Genomic DNA, 17,385 nt, shown 5'->3' with positions numbered 1-17,385 from the left:
CCGTATGAGTACGGGGCGGCCAGATATCCTGTTTCCGCTTTTTGCGGGCCTTGAAACCCTTGCGGGAGTCGGGCCGAAGACGGCCAAGCTTTTGCCTGCACTTGGGGTCGAGCGTCCGCGCGATCTTCTGTTTACCCTGCCGAATGCGGTGGTGGATCGCCGCCGCCGAGACAGTTTGCGCGAGGTTGCCCCCGGCGAGATTGCCACGGTCGAGGTCACGGTGCTGCGCCACCAACCGCCGAGCCGAAAAGGCCTGCCTTATCGGGTGATCGTCGAGGATCGCGAGCTGGCCTTTCAGGTGGTGTTCTTTCGCGGCGCACCGAAGTGGATTGAGGCGCAATTGTCAGTGGGCGCTCGTCGGCTGATTTCCGGCAAGGTCGAGATGTATGACGGCCAGTTCCAGATGCCGCATCCGGATCACATCCTGCCACCCGAAGAGGCAGGTGAATTACCGGGCTTCGAACCGGTCTATCCGCTGACCGCCGGGGTGACCCAGAAAACCATGGCCAAGGCCAGTGCCGCGGCCTTGGAACGTGTGCCGGAGCTGGCGGAATGGATCGACCCGGCGTTGAAGGCGCGCGAGGGCTGGCCGGATTTCGATGTAGCGCTCGATCAGGCGCACCGGCCCTTGTCGCAAAGCGAGGTGTCGCCGACGAGTGCGGCGCGGCAACGGCTGGCCTATGACGAACTGTTCGCGCATCAGGTGACGCTGGCGCTGGCGCGGGCACAGGTGCGGCGTGGCAAGGGACGGGCGAATGAGGGCAACGGGGCGCTGCGGGGCAAGGTTCTGGCCGCGCTTCCCTATCGCCCGACCGGGGCGCAAGCGCGGGCGATGGAGGAAATCGCCGCCGACATGGCTGCGCCGCTGCGGATGAACCGGCTCTTGATGGGCGATGTCGGATCGGGCAAGACGCTTGTGGCGCTGATGGCCTTGCTGGTCGCGGTCGAGGCGGGCGGGCAGGGCGTCATGATGGCGCCAACGGAAATCCTTGCGCGTCAACACCTTGAGGGGTTGCGCCCGATGGCGGAGGCGGCGGGCGTTGTGCTTGAGCTTTTGACCGGGCGGGACAAGGGGCGTGTGCGCGAGGACAAGCTGGCGGCGCTCAAACGCGGCGATATTCACATTCTCGTCGGCACCCATGCGGTGTTCCAGGAGGATGTGGAATTTCACGACCTGCGCCTGTCGATCATCGACGAACAGCATCGTTTCGGTGTGACGCAACGCCTGGCCCTGGCGCAAAAGGGTACTGCGGTGGATGTACTGGTGATGACCGCGACGCCGATCCCGCGTTCTCTCTCGCTGGCGCAATACGGCGATATGGATGTGTCGGTTCTGGATGAAAAACCGCCCGGACGGACGCCGGTGAAGACCGCGCTCAGCTCGATCGAGCGAATGGACGAGGTGGTGGCACATCTCAAAGGCGCGATTGCGCAGGGGCGTCAGGCCTATTGGGTCTGTCCGCTGGTCGAGGAGAGCGAAGTCGTCGATATGATGGCCGCCGAGGAGCGGTTCAAGGCTTTGCGCGCGGCCTTTGGCGAGGGTACGGTCGGGCTGATCCATGGCCAGATGGCCGTCGAGGACAAGGACCGGACCATGGCCGATTTCGCCGCCGGGCGTCTGTCGGTTCTGGTGGCGACGACGGTGATCGAGGTGGGGGTGAACGTGCCCAATGCCTCGATCATGGTGATCGAACGCGCCGAGCATTTCGGTCTGGCGCAACTGCATCAATTGCGTGGGCGGGTGGGGCGTGGCGATGTCGCCTCGACCTGTCTTCTGATGTACAAACCGCCTTTGACCGAAACCGGGCGGCGGCGGCTGGAGATTTTGCGCGAGACCGAGGATGGGTTCCGCATTGCCGAGGAAGACCTCGCAATGCGCGGGGCAGGCGATGTTCTTGGCACGGCGCAATCCGGCCTGCCGCGGTTTCGGGTGGCGGATCTGGAACGGCAATCGGCGCTGATGGCGCTGGCGCAATCGGATGCGCGCAAGCTTCTGCACGACGACCCAAAGCTCGCAACCGAGCGCGGTGCGGCGGTACGCGTTCTTTTGTGGCTCATGGGCAAGGACGAGGCGATCCGTTTGATTTCAGTGGGTTAATTCAGAAACGCCTGTTTGAATTCCATTTTGTTCACGAATGTTCTTAAAAAGTTCTTTACAGACTTGCAACAATATGAGAACAAATTAGCAACAAGTCATTAACCATGATGCCGAGGATGCCATGATCAACGACCTGAAAGCTGTTGTCGCCCGTTCGCAAGCCACGCTGTTCGAGGATATGCTCGGCGCGGTTGCTTTGCTCGTCATTCTCGTGGGGGGCTTGTCCTTGCCGGCTTTGATCTGATCCGCATCCGTCATCCCATTCTGCCTGAGATCTGACCCCGACCCGCAATCCGGTTCCCTGCTGACCTTACCTGTTCCTGTCAGCGGTGGTGCCTCATCCCACCGGCCGCCTTGCGGACCTCAGATCTGACTGCCGCCGCCTTCGTGTCCCCGAAGTGCGGCGGTTTCTTTTGTTCAGAATGTGTAGACGAGATGCAACCCGCCCCGATGTTGCTCATCGACCACCTCGAAACCGAAACGGCCCGCGTCATTTACGAGCTTTGTTCTGCGCTGATCTGCGGGTTGAACGACCTTGAACTCGGGCCTCGGAACACCTCCGGATTGTTCCGGATGATGATGCACGGGTTTAAATCAGGCAGGATTTTTCAGCGCCTCGAAGCCGTGACAGGTGGCAGTGAGCGCCAGAAGGATCGAAGCGTGCCGGTTCTTGAAGTCGCGGGCGGGCAGGAGGGCTTCGAAACCCTCGAAAGGCGCGGAGGGCACGGGGCCATCCTCTTTGAGAAAGGCTTTGAGCTCGTCACGGGCGCGGACAAGTTCCGCTTCCGTGCGTCCAATCACATGACGCCCAAGCACCGAGGCCGCCGCCTGACCCAGAGCACAGGCCTTGACGTCCTGTGCAAACCGGGTGACGCGCCCGTCCTCGACATCCATATCCACGGTCACGGTGGACCCGCAAAGCGGTGCGCGTTCCTTGATCGAGACCATCGGCGCTTCGAGCCGCCCGGTCAGCGGAATGTCCGCCGCGAGCGCCAGAAGCGTGCCGGAATAGAGTTGTGCGAGCTCTGTGGTCGAGGGTGCGGACATGGTTTGCCTTTCGGGATCGAAGCTCATAGATAGGGCAAACGCCCCCGCTTGGAAAGGACAGGCCATGTGTACTGAGGAAATGTTCGGCACATTCGATGCCGCTCAGTTGAAATATGACGAGAAGGGGCTGGTTCCGGCCATTGCGCAGGACCATGCGACGGGCGAGATCCTGATGATGGCCTGGATGAACGAGGCTGCGGTGCGCAAGACTCTGGAGACCGGCAAGGTGACCTATTGGTCGCGTTCGCGTCAGGCGTTCTGGATCAAGGGCGAAACCTCCGGCCATGTGCAAACGCTGGTGGATTTCCGGTTCGATTGTGACAGCGACTGCATTCTGGTTCTGGTGGAACAGACGGGACCTGCCTGTCACACCAATCGCCGCTCATGCTTTTACCGCGCGGTGCGGGACGGCGAGGCCGTTGAGTTGATGAAGCCGATGGCCTGAAGAAATGGACTTAGTATTTGCTCATAAGCCGATCAGGGCTTTCACATCCTCGGGGCTAAGTCCTTCCTCGCGGAATTTCGAGATCGCCTTGGCGTCGCTGCGTTTGGCGAGCCTTTTGCCGTCTTCGTCACGGATCAGCCGGTGGTGATGATAGGCGATTTCGGGCAGATCGAGAAGCGCCTGCAACAGCCGGTGGATTTGAGTTGCTTCCATAAGATCTGCACCGCGTACCGCTTCGGTGATCCCTTGCGCTGCGTCGTCGATCACGACGGAGAGGTGATAGGCGGCGGTGCCGATCTCTTTGCGGGCGAGAACGATGTCGCCGACGCCGTGGATCAGTTGATCAGTATTGAGGCGATGGGGGCCGGTCTCATAAGGTCCGGTTTCCTGCCATGAGAAACGGCTGACATCGCCCAGATAGTCCACGGCTTTTGCCATATCGAGGCGGATCGCTTCGCCGGGTTGGTAGGTCGTCATCGACCGGCCTCGGCAGGTGCCGGGATAGACGATCCCATCCGGCCCCATCGGTGCGCCTTCCTGCGGGGCGGAAAGCGCGTTCATCACATCGCGCCGGGTGCAGGAACAGGGGTATATCAACCCCAATTCATCGAGCCTTTTCAAGGCATTTGCGTAAATGCCTTCACGTGCCGTGACATGCAGGACAGGCTCCGGCCATATGATCCCGAGCCATCGGAGATCGGCATAGATCAGGGCCTCCCATTCCGGACGACAGCGGCTTGTGTCGCCATCCTCGATGCGCAGGAGAAACCGGCCGTTCTGCACCTCGGCGCGTCGGTAAGCGGTGAGCGCGGAAAAGGCGTGACCCAGATGCAGAGGCCCCGTGGGGCTTGGTGCGAACCGGGTCACATAGGGCATCAGGATTGCCCCTCAAGCCATTGAGAAAAATCTTCTTTGGCGCGATCTGTGTAGCCTTTATAGCGCTCTTTTCGGCCCTTGCGGCCGCCACGCAGACCGTCCAGCGGCGGGAATAAACCGAAGTTCACGTTCATCGGCTGGAAGGTCTTGGCCTCCGCGCCGCCGGTGATATGATTGACCAGCGCGCCCATGGCCGTGGTGAAAGGCGGCGGCGGCAGATCGCGCCCCATAAGTTCGGCGGCGGCCATGCGCCCGGCCAGAAGACCCATGGCGGCGCTTTCCACATAGCCCTCAACGCCCGTCACCTGACCGGCGAAGCGAATGTTCGGACGGGATTTCAGTCGCATCTGATCGTCCAGCAGCGTCGGCGAATTGAGGAAAGTGTTGCGGTGAATGCCACCCAGCCGGGCGAAGCGGGCGTTCTCCAGTCCGGGGATCATACGGAACACTTCGGTCTGAGCGCCGTATTTCATTTTCGTCTGAAATCCGACAATGTTATAGAGCGTTCCCAATGCGTTGTCGCGGCGCAGCTGCACCACGGCATAGGCCTTTTCCTCGGGCTTGTGTGCATTGGTCAGGCCGATGGGTTTCATCGGACCGTGGCGGAGCGTCTCGCGACCGCGTTCGGCCATGACCTCGATCGGCAGGCAACCGTCGAAATATTTCGCGGTTTCACCTTCGTGGAACTCGGTCTTCTCGGCGGCCAAAAGCGCGTCGATAAAGGCCTCATACTCATCCTTTGTCATCGGGCAGTTGAGATAGGCTTTCTGCTCTTCCTCGGTTTCGCCCTTGTCGTAGCGTGACTGGAGCCACGCCACATTCATATCCACGCTCTCGGCATAGACGATGGGAGCAATGGCGTCGAAAAACGCCAAACGGTCGGCGCCGGTTTCCCGGGCGATGGCTTCGCCAAGCGCCGGAGAGGTCAGGGGGCCGGTGGCGAAAATCCATGTGCCCTCAGACGGCAGCTCGGTGATCTCGCCATAAGAGACGGAAATGTTCGGATGCGCCATGAGTGTCGCCGTGATGTGATCGGCGAAGGCGTCGCGGTCCACAGCCAAAGCCCCGCCCGCAGGCAGCTTGAACTTGTCCGCTGTCGCCATGATCAACCCGCCTGCGGCGCGCATTTCCCAATGCAGCAGGCCCACGGCATTCTGTTCGTCATCGTCCGAGCGGAAGGAGTTGGAGCATACCATCTCCCCGAATTTGCCGCTTTGGTGGGCAAAGGTTTCGACCTCGGGTCGCATTTCATGCAGCACGACTTTGACGCCGAGATTGGCGGCCTGCCAAGCGGCCTCGGATCCGGCCATGCCGCCGCCGACGATGTGGAGTGTTCGCTCTGTCATGGGGCGGGATGTAGAGGAAGGCTGCGGAAAAGAAAAGAGCGTTGGTTTGCGTCGGGTCAACCGAAGAGATATGTTTATTTTACATAAATTATGTTTTATATCGGATAAATATAATCCTATTTTTCAGTTTCTGACTTTTTGGTAAAATGTACCGAGGCGGTTCTTTCCTGTGATTGCAAGATGAGTTCCCGACGGTTGTGGGGTGGTGGCACGCAAAGGCGCAACAAGAGGAACACCGGAATGGATCGTTGGGACGACCTGAAATTCCTGTTGGCGATCGAAACATATGGCACCATGGCCGCTGCAGCACGCGCCCTTGGCACCAATCCGGCAACGGTGTCGCGCCGTATGGAACGCATGGCGGACGAGTTGGGCATGAATCCGGTGATCAAGACATCTACGGGCTGGGGCACGAACCCGGAGGTGCAGGGGTTGATTGAGGCGTCGGACCGGTTTCACGAGGAGGTCGAGCGGGAAAAGAACCGTTTGCGCCTCAAGCACGGGTTGCAGAGTACGGAAATCCGGGTCGCCTGTTCCTCATTGATCTCTACACATATCCTGATCCCGGCGCTGTCCGAGTGTTCTCAGGAGATGGCGAATATCCAGATCAGTTTTCACAATCGGGCGATGATAGAGACGCTGTCGGGCAATGACGTGATCATTTCCGTTCTGCGACCGCAGGCGGGGCGGCTGATCTCGCGCAAGATCGGAGCGATCACTGTGCAGGTCTATGCACCGGATACCGATCCGGAGACCCATGACTGGGTGGGGCTGGGGGCGGAGATACGGGATTTCGAGCCGATGTTGCTGGCGGAACGGCATTTTGGCCAGCCGCCGCGCATTCAGGTGGATACGTTCGATCACCTGCAACTGGTGATGCGATCCACCCGATTGGCCGGGGTCCTGCCGGTGGCTTCGGGGGTGGATATGGCGGGGTTCGTTGCTATACCGGGGACAGAGAAGGCATGCGATCTCTATATGAGCTATCACGAAAGTCGCCGTGGCGATCCGGCGATCACCCAGATCACAGGATTTATCGCGGAGAGCTTCGCGAACTCCGTCTACACACGTGTGGGCAATGGGATGTCCTGGGGGTGTTGAACGATACGCTCATATGCGAAATAGAAATGCACGCATAGATTGTTGCAATTGCGCAATATGCAAATATGAGCTGTACGTTCGATGATTATTTGTGCGTAGATGAGGGGAAAGAGCATCTACGCATGGGGCAATCATGATCACCACCTCTTCGCTGTCCGGTGTCGCGGGCGACGTTATGCGATTGGGTTGCCGTATTGCCCTTGGCGTAACGCTGTTGCTGCATCCGGTCTGCGACAGTTTGGGCTGGGCGAATGGGCTGCATGCTCAGGCGGGCGGTTTTCAGGAGGTGCAGATGGTCTTTCTGCAACTCAGCGATATGCGCAATATTGTCGTCGGAAGCCTGTTTTTTCTGATCGCGATCTGGGTGGTGTTCGGTATCCGGACCCGCGTCATGGCAAGTCTGGCGACCGCTTTGGTTTTAACTTTTCACTTTGCCGTCGCACATGAGCCTTGGCGGCTGGACCATCAGATGGTGCTCACCCTGATCACTATTGCGATTGCCGTGCCGCTGATTTGCTGCGGCGGTGGACGTTTCTCACTCTGGCGCGGAGGGTGGGGCAATCTGCTCTGATCCCATGTGTGTTCGGATTCCCTGCAAAGATTTGTCGCAAAGACAGGCCTGACTTTCTCTGCCCATTTCCAAGCTCCAGACCAGAGAAAACACCTGACGGAAGGCGCTTAAGCCTTCCGGGATCAACGTCTGTCGCCTGAGTATGCGATGACATTCGAGAGACGAACAAAGAAAAGGCCCGCCCCAAGGGGCGGACCTTCTGTGTCTTGTAAGACGTGTCTGTCTTAGTAGTCGAAGGCCAGAACGGATTTCAGAGAGTTGGTCAGACGATCCGCAGTGGTTTCGTAGGAGGTCGGTTTGTCGCCGAAGTCCATGGACACACCAATGGAGAACCCGTCGAGGTTGCCATCCATATCTTCCACGTCGGCATAGGTGTAGTCGGCGAAGAACTTGTAGGTGTCGTTGAGCGTGTAAGCCGCACCGATACGGATCAGGTTCGCGTCGTAGTCCTCAAGGGCACCGTAGGTGTAAGCGCCATAGGCGGACCATTCACTGGTGAAGTCGTAGCTGCCACCGATGGTCAGAAGCGAGATGTCCAGACCGTCGATATTGGCGGAGATGCCGTTCAACTCGACATCCCAGACACCGGCGTCGTAGCTGCCGGAGAGGATGTAAATCGGGTCGATGTAGTCCCCCCAGTCGCCATCAACATTATGCACGGAGAGCGACATTTCAGCCGCATCGGAGAAGGCATAGCCGACATGCAGACCCCAGAGGCCGTCAATGTCGCCGTTGGTGTCTTCGCTGAGTTTCGCGTAGCTGAAGCGACCGAAGTAGGTGCCGTTGTCATAGGCAACACCGAGTTCGTCGATGCCGACATCGTAGCCACCGAAGGCGTAGCCGACGCTGATGTCGCTGGACGACACGTCAACGCGGAAACCGTTGCCGAAAGATGCGGCTGCGCCGAGTGTCAGAACGTCAGCGTGAAAGTCGTGGCTGGCGCCTTCCGGGCTCAGGGAGGCCTGAAGCCCGTCGATCCAGAAATCGAAGCTGCCGACAGCGACACCAATGTCACCCGCGAACAGGCTCAGATCGGCGTCGTTGCCATCAACGGAATAGACACCAAGGTTCGCCATCAGGCCACCATAGGTGATTTCCTGAGCGGATGCGCCGGTTGCCGCGGCGCAGACCAAAGCGGTTGTGATCATAAGATTTTTCATAATTTGCCCCTCTCATTCGTCGTAAAGACGATCGTGTAGTGGTGTGCTCATGGTGAGCGGAGACTCCCTGGAAACCCCAAAGAGAGCCATATCTGCGATACAGGCAGATGATAAATCTTTCGTATGTAGAGTGCGATGCGAATGCGTTTCAGGAGGTGTGTGCATGAAAAGCAAAAACACATTGTAATCTTTTCGCCACGGTTTTGCAGGAGGTAAGGCGTGTCGTTACGACTATTTTGCAGAGCTGATTTTGGGGCTCATTTATTTGCGCACCTTTGGGTATGGTTTTACATACCCAAAGGTGCGCAAGAGTGAGTCGTTTTTCGAATCTGATATATCTCAGAAAGTATGGATTCATATTCCTTTTATTTGTCATATGCTTACGTAACGTTAATCTCAAGTGCAGGGAAATTTTTTCTTGGGAGGTCTCCGTCGCAAGCATTTCCTGAATGGCAAGTCGGCGTTCCCTCGCGCTCATGCTGCGTGTGTTCAGCGCGGACAGCGTGTTTTCAGTTTTCGAAATTTACGGGTTTGTGGCGGTGCTTCGGCACGAGCGCATGGTCATGATAACCGTCAAAAAGATCAAAATAGCAAATAAAACAAAAGGCTGGGTTTTGTCATCGGTCACGCGGCGTTCATACCGTTTGAAAGCATGGGAATTGAAAAAGGCCCGCGTTGTGCGGGCCTTTTGTGATTAGCTCTCAGAGCCGTCGTCCTCGTCTTCGCTTTCCGCGATCCAGGCGACGGAGACGACCTCCTCACCTTTGCCGGTGTCGAACACCTTGACCCCGCCCGCGCCGCGAGAGCGGAAGGAGATGCCGTTGACCGGGCAGCGGATCGACTGGCCTTTTGAGGTCGCCAGCATGATCTGATCTTCAAGTCCGACCGGGAAGGAAGCCAGAAGCTCTCCGGTCTTCGCGGAAAGTTTGAAGGCGCCGACGCCTTGGCCGCCACGACCACGCACCGGGTAGTCATGCGAGGAGGTCAGCTTGCCGAGACCCGATTTGGTGATGGTCACCAAAAGCTCTTCTGCCGCCTGCATTTCCTCGAAGCGCTCCTGTGTGATCGCGCCGGGTGCAACCTCTTCCTCGTCGTCGCCCGTCTCGCTCTCATCCGCGCCAGCCAGTTGACGGCGCATCTTGAGATAGGCGGCGCGCTCCGCCGGGTCGGCTTCGAAATGCCGGATCACCGACATGGAGACGACCTTGTCACCTTCGTTCACAAGCTTGATGCCACGCACGCCGGTTGAACTGCGCGAATTGAACACGCGCACGTCCGTGACGGGGAAGCGGATTGCCCGACCGCCGGAGGTGACCAGCATCACGTCGTCGTTCTCATCGCAAATCCGGGCGTTGATCAGGCGGGTGCCCTCGTCTTCGCCATCGAATTTCATCGCGATCTTGCCGTTCGACTTCACATTGGTGAAATCCGACAGGCGGTTGCGGCGCACCGAACCTTTTGAAGTGGCGAAGACGATCTGGAGATCGTCCCAATCCTTCTCGTCGCGGTCGATCGGCAGGATGGCGGCGATCGAGACACCCTGTGGGATCGGCAGAATTTGCAGCAAAGGCTTGCCCTTGGCGGTCCGGCCCCCTTGCGGCAGGCGCCATGTCTTCATCTTGTAGGCCATGCCGTCGTCGGTAAAGACCAGAAGCTGGGTGTGGGTGTTCGCGACGAACAGCGTCGTGATCACGTCCTCATCCTTGGTCGCCATGCCCGACAGCCCCTTGCCACCGCGTTTCTGCGCGCGGTAATCGGCGAGCGGCGTGCGTTTCGCCCAGCCGGAAGCGGTCACGGTCACCACCATGTCCTCTTTCTCGATCAGATCCTCGTCGTCCATGTCGCCCGACCAATCGGCAATCTCGGTACGACGTGGAACGGCGAAAAGCTCTTTGACCTCAACGAGTTCGTTGGAGATGATTTCCATGATCCGCTCGCGCGAGGCGAGAATGGCCAGGTAATCCTTGATCTTGGCGGCCAGTTCGACCAACTCGTCGGTGACTTCCTTGACGCCGATCTGGGTCAGGCGTTGCAGGCGCAGGTCGAGAATGGCGCGAGCCTGAACCTCGGAGAGGTTATAGGTGCCGTCGTCGTTCATCTTGTGCAGCGGGTCGTCGATCAACCGGATGTAATCGGCGATCTCATGGGCCGGCCAACGCCGCTCCATCAGGCGGGTGCGCGCCTCTGCGGCGTCGGCAGAGGAACGGATGGTCGCAACCACCTCGTCGACGTTGGAGACGGCCACCGCCAGACCACAAAGGATATGGGCGCGGTCACGCGCCTTGCGCAGTTCAAACGCCGTGCGGCGCGCCACGACTTCCTCGCGGAAGGTGATGAAATGCTCAAGGAAGGCGCGTAGCGTCAGTTGCTCTGGCCGACCGCCGTTGAGCGCCAGCATGTTACAGCCGAAAGAGGTTTGCATCGGCGTGAAGCGGAACAGCTGGTTGAGGACGACTTCGGCGGTCGCATCGCGTTTCAACTCGACCACCACGCGCACGCCGTTGCGATCAGATTCGTCCTGAACATGGGCGATGCCTTCGATCCGCTTGTCGCGCACGCACTCGGCGATCTTCTCGATCATCGAGGCTTTGTTCACCTGATAGGGAATCTCGTCCACGACAATGGCGTAGCGGTCCTTGCGGATTTCCTCGACGCGGGTCTTGGAGCGGATCACCACGGAGCCGCGCCCTTCGAGATAGGCTTTGCGCGCGCCGGAGCGCCCGAGGATCATGCCGCCCGTCGGGAAATCCGGGGCAGGGACGATTTCCATCAGCCGCTCGGAGGAAACATCCGGGTTCTCGATCAGCGCGAGCGTGGCGTCGATCACTTCGCCGAGGTTGTGCGGCGGGATGTTCGTCGCCATACCGACCGCAATCCCGCCTGCGCCGTTCACCAGCATGTTCGGGAAGCGCGCCGGGAGCACCGTCGGCTCACGGTCCTTGCCGTCGTAGTTCAGTTCGAAATCGACCGTATCCTTGTCGATGTCGGCCAGAAGATAGGCGGCGGGCTTGTCCATCCGCACTTCGGTATAGCGCATGGCCGCGGCCTGATCGCCGTCCATGGAGCCGAAGTTGCCCTGACCGTCGAGTAGGGGCAGCGACATGGAAAACGGCTGCGCCATCCGTACGAGGGCGTCATAGATCGCCGAGTCGCCGTGCGGGTGATATTTCCCCATCGTGTCGCCCACGGCCCGCGCCGATTTGCGGTAGGGCTTGTCATGGGTGTTGCCCGCCTCGTTCATCGCGAAGAGAATGCGCCGGTGCACGGGCTTGAGCCCGTCGCGCAGATCGGGGATCGCGCGGGACACGATCACACTCATCGCGTAATCGAGGTAGGAGGCTTTCATCTCCTGCGAAATGGAGACCTTCGGCCCATCCCAGGCCATCGGCTCCCGGCGCGTTTCTTCACCGTTTTCGGGCGTGTTTTCAGGGGTTTCGGGTGTGTCGCTCACGTTGTCCGCCTGTCATTTGTGTTGAGGGACCCAGTCCCGTATCTCGTTGTGTGATACTCTACCCCATACCGGATATAGGGTGCAATGGCGGATGCGCCCGACAAGCACCGGATCGGTGGCAGCCAACACGGTCGAGTGACAACATATTGTTTTTATTGACAGTTCATCATTTTGCGGCAGGGTTTTCTCAGGGAGGCAGAAAAAAGGCCGAAACGGCCACACCAACAGGAGATCATGCATATGGCGAAAGCGATGAGCGATACGGAAATGATGCTGTCGGGCTATGGTCTGACACTTGCAGAATTCACCTACCGGATGCCGGATTATCAAAACGTGCTGAACACATTTTCATGGCAGTTGTTCGATCTTGCCCCGGATTATCCGAAGCTCTTCAAATTCATCGAATTCTGGCACGAGAATATCGAGGGTTCGCTGCATCATGTGCGCTTCACCCACCGCAAGCTGATCGCGCCGGGCGAATGGCGCAATTGCGTGGGAGAGTTCAGGGTGCATTAATCGGGACCCGAGATCAAAACCGCTTCAGCAATCGCTTCAAAGGCGTCGTTGCATCGCCGGTTTGCGAGGCTTTCGAAATCTCATGAAACCGCGCCTTCAAAGCCTCGGCCCGTGCATCGGCCAGAGCGCTGCCGACCCGCTTGCGCCCGCGTCGGGCGGTGGGGAAGGGGATGACCTTTTTCTGCGGTTGCGCTTTGCTCATGCGGGAAAGATGGGGTGTTTTGCGCCCGATCTCAAGAGCTATATGCGGGCTTATCTGGCTTTCCGCCAAGCGACAAACCACAGCGCCGCAAAAATCAGGGAGAACAGGAAGTTCCAGCCCGCCATGGTGATGCCGAGCCCCCAGGTGTCCCAGACGATCTCATCGCAGAGCACGAGCGTCGCATCGCCTGCGGAGGGCAGAAGGTCCATGCCCGAAAGCCCCGAGAGTGCATCGGAGGCACCGGTGCAGGAGCTGGGCCCCGGCCACCATTTCTGTTCCACGCCCGCGTGATAAAGCCCGAGCCCCGTCGAGACCAGCATGGTCAGCCCGCCCAGAAGCGCCAGTCCCCGGGCTTTCGTCATCACGAAGAGCACGCCGATGACAATGGCAATCGCATGCGGCCAGCGTTGCCAGAGACACATTTCGCAAGGCGCATAGCCCAGCGACTGAAAGACGAAGGCTCCTGCGAGGATGGCGAGGGAGCCAATGGCGGCGGCCAGCGCCGGTTGCTGTGGGGCGAAGGGGGAGGCGGGCTTGGTCATAGGTATTTCACGGCATAGAAGCCGCCCAGAAAGAGCAGGATGAGGAGGGTGAAGACGAGGCCAAGGCGGCGCTCGATGAAATCTCTGATCGGATCGCCGAATTTCCAAAGGAGCGCGGCGACGACAAAGAAGCGGATCGCACGTGCGGTGATCGAGGCGACGATGAAGACGGGCAAGGACAGCTGCGTTACCCCGGACAGGATGGTGATCACCTTGTAGGGGAAGGGCGTCACTCCGGCGATCAGCACGGCCCAGGCCCCGTATGCGTTATATTTCGCGGCGAACTCGTCGAAATAGGCGTCCTTGCCGTAGAATTCGAGCACCGGCCTGCCGATGGTCTCGAAAGCGCCGAAGCCGATCCAGTAGCCGAGCATCCCGCCCAGCACCGAGGCCGCCGTGGCGATTCCGGCGATCTTGAAGGCATCGCGCGGGCGGGCAACGATCAGCGGGATCATCAGGATATCCGGCGGGATCGGGAAGACCGAGCTTTCGATGAAGGCGACAAAGGCCAGTGCCCAGAGCGCATGCGGACTTTCCGCAAGGGACATGGTCCAGGTGTAAAGCCGTTTGATCATCTGCCCGCTCTGTCCGTTCCGTTGGTTTGGCCTCTTTAGGCCTCATTCGCCGCACCGGGTCAAGCGCGAGCACATGTCATGAGGACTTGTTCGGCGCGGGGCTGACAGTATTGTGAGCAAAAGGTGATGCGTTCGAAAGGGTGAGCGATGAAATGGCAGGGGCGGCGCGGCTCGCGCAATATCGAGGATCGGCGGAGCAGCGGATCGAAAGCCGCGGTCGGTGGCGTGGGCGGTCTTGGGCTTCTGGCGATCCTCGCGATCGGCTATTTCCTCGGCATTGACGTAACGCCGCTTCTGGAGGGCACGCAAAGCATTCCGAGCGGTCAGATCGGGGGGCAGACTGTCGAGATCACCGAGGCCGACGAGCGCGCGGCGCAATTCGTCTCCGTCACGCTGGCCGATACCGAAGAGATCTGGACCGAGGTTTTCGCCGAGCAACTGGGTGGCGAATATATCCCGCCGATCCTTGTGCTTTATAAAGGCGTGACACAAAGTCCCTGTGGCTCGGCGTCCGGGGCGACCGGACCGTTCTATTGCCCGTCGGACCAAAAGGTCTATCTCGACACCGATTTCTTTACCACGATGGAGCGGCAGTTGGGCGCGGGGGGCGATTTCGCCGAGGCCTATGTGGTGGCCCACGAGGTCGCGCACCATGTGCAGAACGAGTTGGGCATTCTGGGGCAGGCCAATGCCTATCGTGCCAAGGCGTCCGAGGCGGAAAGCAACGCAGTCTCGGTGATGATCGAGCTTCAGGCCGATTGTTTCTCCGGTATCTGGGCGAAGAAGGCGGATGAGAAATTCGGTTCTCTGGAACGTGGCGACATTCGCGAGGCGCTGAATGCCGCCAAACAGATCGGCGATGATACGTTGCAGAAGAACGCCGGTCGTGTGCCGCAACCGCACACCTTCACCCATGGCACTTCCGAGCAGCGCCAGCGCTGGTTCGCGACCGGCTATAAAACCGGTGATCTCAACGCCTGCGACACGTTTTCGGCTGATCGCCTTTGAGGAGCGATCCGACGGGACCCGCGCTGCTTATTGTCGTTGCGGTCACGTTGCACAATGTCGAGGAGGGGCGTGGGCTGATGCGCTGGCTTGCGGCTCTTCCTGCGCAGTCCTTGCCCAAACGCCTGCGTGCCGGGCTGACACCGGGCTGACACCGGGCTGATCGTGCTGCCCGCCGCACTCTGGCTACTGCTTCGGATCTGGCGCAGGGCAGAGGGAAGTTCGACGGAAACGATCCTCGGCACACTGGTCGGCGCGCTGAGCCTTCTCGCCCTGACGATTTTTCTCATCCGGGGGCGCTGATCCCTCTGGACCTCGCCCCACAGCTCGGCTAAACGCCTTTTACTGCGCCGTTTGCGGCGCTCTGCCCGTGTGGTGGAATTGGTAGACACAGGGGATTCAAAATCCCCCGGCTTTGCGGCCTTGCCGGTTCGAGTCCGGCCACGGGTACCAATTATTGCAAGAGGTTTCCACCACCCCTCTTGCCGCCTCTGACTAGTGGCGTTTCTTTCTCAGATGTATACGCCACGTATTCATGAAGCGTGCTGTTTGATGTCCGCATGATAAATGCCGGTTGCGGCTGGACCTCGAATTCTGAACTGCTAATCTGAATATGTACCAGCTACGCCCGGTGATGGAGTTGCGGCTGGACCTCGAATTCTGAACTGCTAATCTAGTCGAGCAGGATAGCTTTCGGATACGGCTGTTGCGGCTGGACCTCGAATTCTGAACTGCTAATCTTCCTCGCCGCCCACCCTCTCGGGTATCGTCGTTGCGGCTGGACCTCGAATTCTGAACTGCTAATCTACGAAGCTCCTTCACTGAAAGCCTTGGTGCGTTGCGGCTGGACCTCGAATTCTGAACTGCTAATCTGGCGTCGTAAGGAGGGTAAGGTCCAGAACAGTTGCGGCTGGACCTCGAATTCTGAACTGCTAATCTGCCGCTTCTGGCACTTCGGTGTCTCGTACCGTTGCGGCTGGACCTCGAATTCTGAACTGCTAATCTAAGTCGTACCGTTTTTTAACGTAGGTCATGTTGCGGCTGGACCTCGAATTCTGAACTGCTAATCTTGTTCCGGACGAGCATCATCGACGGTAACGTTGCGGCTGGACCTCGAATTCTGAACTGCTAATCTGAGACCATAAAACAGGAACTCGCTACCGTTGTTGCGGCTGGACCTCGAATTCTGAACTGCTAATCTGTGAGCTTGTCGTCCCCGGCACCACGACTAGTTGCGGCTGGACCTCGAATTCTGAACTGCTAATCTTTACTCATCGCTAACCCCTACGTTCCCATAGTTGCGGCTGGACCTCGAATTCTGAACTGCTAATCTAAGGGCGTCCGCCTTCATACCGCGCCGCCCGTTGCGGCTGGACCTCGAATTCTGAACTGCTAATCTTTTCGGGGCCAATAAGGCCCCGGTTGAAGAGTTGCGGCTGGACCTCGAATTCTGAACTGCTAATCTCCTGCTACCAATTTCCACGTCCCCTCTTGAGTTGCGGCTGGACCTCGAATTCTGAACTGCTAATCTCTGGGGCTCCTTCGGCAAGGGCTGTGCGCCGTTGCGGCTGGACCTCGAATTCTGAACTGCTAATCTGCCGTCCGTGAATTGGTATTCCGTCCCGCCGTTGCGGCTGGACCTCGAATTCTGAACTGCTAATCTACGCCGGGAGCCCGGCCCGAGGGCGGACCAGTTGCGGCTGGACCTCGAATTCTGAACTGCTAATCTATTTGCGGCTGTTCGACACGGATCGCAACGTTGCGGCTGGACCTCGAATTCTGAACTGCTAATCTTCTTGGTGAACTGGTGTGGTGTCACCTTCAGTTGCGGCTGGACCTCGAATTCTGAACTGCTAATCTACGGGCAGCAATTGCGCCCGCAATGAATTGGTTGCGGCTGGACCTCGAATTCTGAACTGCTAATCTTGAAACCCACCAGCGGTATAGTGTGGGTTCGTTGCGGCTGGACCTCGAATTCTGAACTGCTAATCTACACCCCGCCCTTGCTCGTTGCTTCGGCGGGTTGCGGCTGGACCTCGAATTCTGAACTGCTAATCTAGCGTCGGCCAGCGCTAGTAGCATGGCCGTGTTGCGGCTGGACCTCGAATTCTGAACTGCTAATCTTCCACAAGATCGTCCCGGCTGACCTTTTTGTTGCGGCTGGACCTCGAATTCTGAACTGCTAATCTCGGGTACGAGGATAAGCCCCGTAGTTTTTTGTTGCGGCTGGACCTCGAATTCTGAACTGCTAATCTTTCCTTCTCCGTCACACCGGCGGTCGTCAGGTTGCGGCTGGACCTCGAATTCTGAACTGCTAATCTTCCTGCCAGATCGAGTAGGTCGCTCATCTTGTTGGTAAGCGCCCGATTGATGCCGCCTGCCTGATGGAGGCGGACCGAGATAAGACACGTGCATAACGACGTCTTTAGCGACGTGTCTTATCGGGAGGC

At 58.9% G+C, this 17,385-nt stretch carries 16 protein-coding genes, 1 tRNA gene and 1 CRISPR repeat array; of the genes, 9 read left to right on the top strand and 8 right to left on the bottom strand.

The features are described 5' to 3' along the window. Positions 1–4: 4 nt before the first annotated feature. Positions 5–2,098 carry an ATP-dependent DNA helicase RecG gene (recG, locus tag C8N42_RS16265; RefSeq protein WP_107817637.1) on the top strand — a complete coding sequence of 698 codons (2,094 nt, stop codon included), beginning with the start codon at positions 5–7 and terminating at the stop codon, positions 2,096–2,098. Positions 2,099–2,219: 121 nt separating this feature from the next. After that, positions 2,220–2,342, top strand: a complete 123-nt coding sequence (locus tag C8N42_RS22090; RefSeq protein ID WP_281261420.1) for a hypothetical protein — start codon at positions 2,220–2,222, stop codon at positions 2,340–2,342. A 350-nt stretch (positions 2,343–2,692) separates the two neighbouring features. On the opposite strand, the gene C8N42_RS16260 is transcribed toward C8N42_RS22090, so the two are convergent. Next, entirely contained in the window at positions 2,693–3,145 is a 453-nt protein-coding gene (locus C8N42_RS16260; RefSeq protein WP_170109343.1) for an iron-sulfur cluster assembly scaffold protein, read from the bottom strand. 64 nt (positions 3,146–3,209) lie between these two features. On the opposite strand from C8N42_RS16260, the gene hisI reads away from it, so the two are divergent. Continuing rightward, positions 3,210–3,590 carry a phosphoribosyl-AMP cyclohydrolase gene (hisI, locus tag C8N42_RS16255; protein ID WP_170109342.1) on the top strand — a complete coding sequence of 127 codons (381 nt, stop codon included), beginning with the start codon at positions 3,210–3,212 and terminating at the stop codon, positions 3,588–3,590. 21 nt (positions 3,591–3,611) lie between these two features. On the opposite strand, the gene gluQRS is transcribed toward hisI, so the two are convergent. Together gluQRS and trmFO are read right to left on the bottom strand one after the other, a co-directional pair. After that, positions 3,612–4,466 (bottom strand): tRNA glutamyl-Q(34) synthetase GluQRS, encoded by an 855-nt coding sequence (gene gluQRS, locus C8N42_RS16250; RefSeq protein WP_107817635.1) that lies wholly within the window; start codon positions 4,464–4,466, stop codon positions 3,612–3,614. Further along, positions 4,466–5,812: a methylenetetrahydrofolate--tRNA-(uracil(54)-C(5))-methyltransferase (FADH(2)-oxidizing) TrmFO gene (trmFO, locus tag C8N42_RS16245; protein WP_107817634.1), complete on the bottom strand. Its 1,347-nt coding sequence runs from the start codon at positions 5,810–5,812 to the stop codon at positions 4,466–4,468. Before trmFO ends, gluQRS begins: the two co-directional genes overlap by 1 nt. A 240-nt stretch (positions 5,813–6,052) precedes the next feature. Between trmFO and C8N42_RS16240 the strand changes: the two genes are divergently transcribed. Next, positions 6,053–6,913 (top strand): LysR family transcriptional regulator, encoded by an 861-nt coding sequence (locus C8N42_RS16240; RefSeq protein WP_170109341.1) that lies wholly within the window; start codon positions 6,053–6,055, stop codon positions 6,911–6,913. 133 nt (positions 6,914–7,046) lie between these two features. Then, positions 7,047–7,484: a hypothetical protein gene (locus C8N42_RS16235; protein ID WP_107817632.1), complete on the top strand. Its 438-nt coding sequence runs from the start codon at positions 7,047–7,049 to the stop codon at positions 7,482–7,484. A gap of 224 nt (positions 7,485–7,708) precedes the next feature. Here the strand turns inward: C8N42_RS16235 and C8N42_RS16230 are convergent, their stop codons facing one another. After that, positions 7,709–8,644, bottom strand: coding sequence for a porin family protein (locus C8N42_RS16230; RefSeq protein WP_107817631.1), 936 nt, complete (start codon positions 8,642–8,644; stop codon positions 7,709–7,711). 449 nt (positions 8,645–9,093) lie between these two features. Here C8N42_RS16230 and C8N42_RS16225 point away from each other — a divergent pair, with 449 nt between their 5' ends. Continuing rightward, complete coding sequence (locus C8N42_RS16225) at positions 9,094–9,342, top strand: hypothetical protein (protein WP_107817630.1); 249 nt, start codon at positions 9,094–9,096, stop codon at positions 9,340–9,342. Here C8N42_RS16225 and gyrA read toward each other — a convergent pair. Next, positions 9,339–12,095: a DNA gyrase subunit A gene (gyrA, locus tag C8N42_RS16220; protein WP_211309205.1), complete on the bottom strand. Its 2,757-nt coding sequence runs from the start codon at positions 12,093–12,095 to the stop codon at positions 9,339–9,341. The genes C8N42_RS16225 and gyrA overlap by 4 nt on opposite strands. A gap of 240 nt (positions 12,096–12,335) precedes the next feature. Between gyrA and C8N42_RS16215 the strand changes: the two genes are divergently transcribed. Beyond that, positions 12,336–12,611 carry an usg protein gene (locus tag C8N42_RS16215; protein ID WP_425430534.1) on the top strand — a complete coding sequence of 92 codons (276 nt, stop codon included), beginning with the start codon at positions 12,336–12,338 and terminating at the stop codon, positions 12,609–12,611. Between the two features lie 13 nt (positions 12,612–12,624). Here the strand turns inward: C8N42_RS16215 and C8N42_RS16210 are convergent, their stop codons facing one another. From C8N42_RS16210 to C8N42_RS16200, 3 genes are read right to left on the bottom strand one after another with little or no spacing between them, the layout of a single operon-like run. Beyond that, positions 12,625–12,813 carry a hypothetical protein gene (locus tag C8N42_RS16210; protein WP_107817629.1) on the bottom strand — a complete coding sequence of 63 codons (189 nt, stop codon included), beginning with the start codon at positions 12,811–12,813 and terminating at the stop codon, positions 12,625–12,627. A 50-nt stretch (positions 12,814–12,863) separates the two neighbouring features. Further along, a complete protein-coding gene (locus tag C8N42_RS16205; RefSeq protein WP_107817628.1) occupies positions 12,864–13,355 on the bottom strand; it encodes a disulfide bond formation protein B in 492 nt (163 codons plus the stop codon). Beyond that, positions 13,352–13,930 carry a YqaA family protein gene (locus tag C8N42_RS16200; protein ID WP_107817627.1) on the bottom strand — a complete coding sequence of 193 codons (579 nt, stop codon included), beginning with the start codon at positions 13,928–13,930 and terminating at the stop codon, positions 13,352–13,354. Before C8N42_RS16200 ends, C8N42_RS16205 begins: the two co-directional genes overlap by 4 nt. Positions 13,931–14,077: 147 nt before the next feature. Here C8N42_RS16200 and ypfJ point away from each other — a divergent pair, with 147 nt between their 5' ends. Both ypfJ and C8N42_RS16190 read left to right on the top strand, forming a co-directional pair. Then, positions 14,078–14,938, top strand: a complete 861-nt coding sequence (gene ypfJ, locus C8N42_RS16195) for a KPN_02809 family neutral zinc metallopeptidase (protein WP_107817626.1) — start codon at positions 14,078–14,080, stop codon at positions 14,936–14,938. A 363-nt stretch (positions 14,939–15,301) separates the two neighbouring features. Next, positions 15,302–15,388: transfer RNA gene (locus C8N42_RS16190), tRNA-Leu, on the top strand. 120 nt (positions 15,389–15,508) lie between these two features. After that, a CRISPR array of direct repeats spans positions 15,509–17,256; the repeat unit is 36 nt; unit sequence GTTGCGGCTGGACCTCGAATTCTGAACTGCTAATCT. Positions 17,257–17,385: the final 129 nt, after the last annotated feature.

Origin of the sequence: Celeribacter persicus (assembly GCF_003050785.1) — a bacterium.
GTDB lineage: Bacteria > Pseudomonadota > Alphaproteobacteria > Rhodobacterales > Rhodobacteraceae > Celeribacter > Celeribacter persicus.
This window is presented reverse-complemented; position numbering and strand designations above follow the sequence as displayed.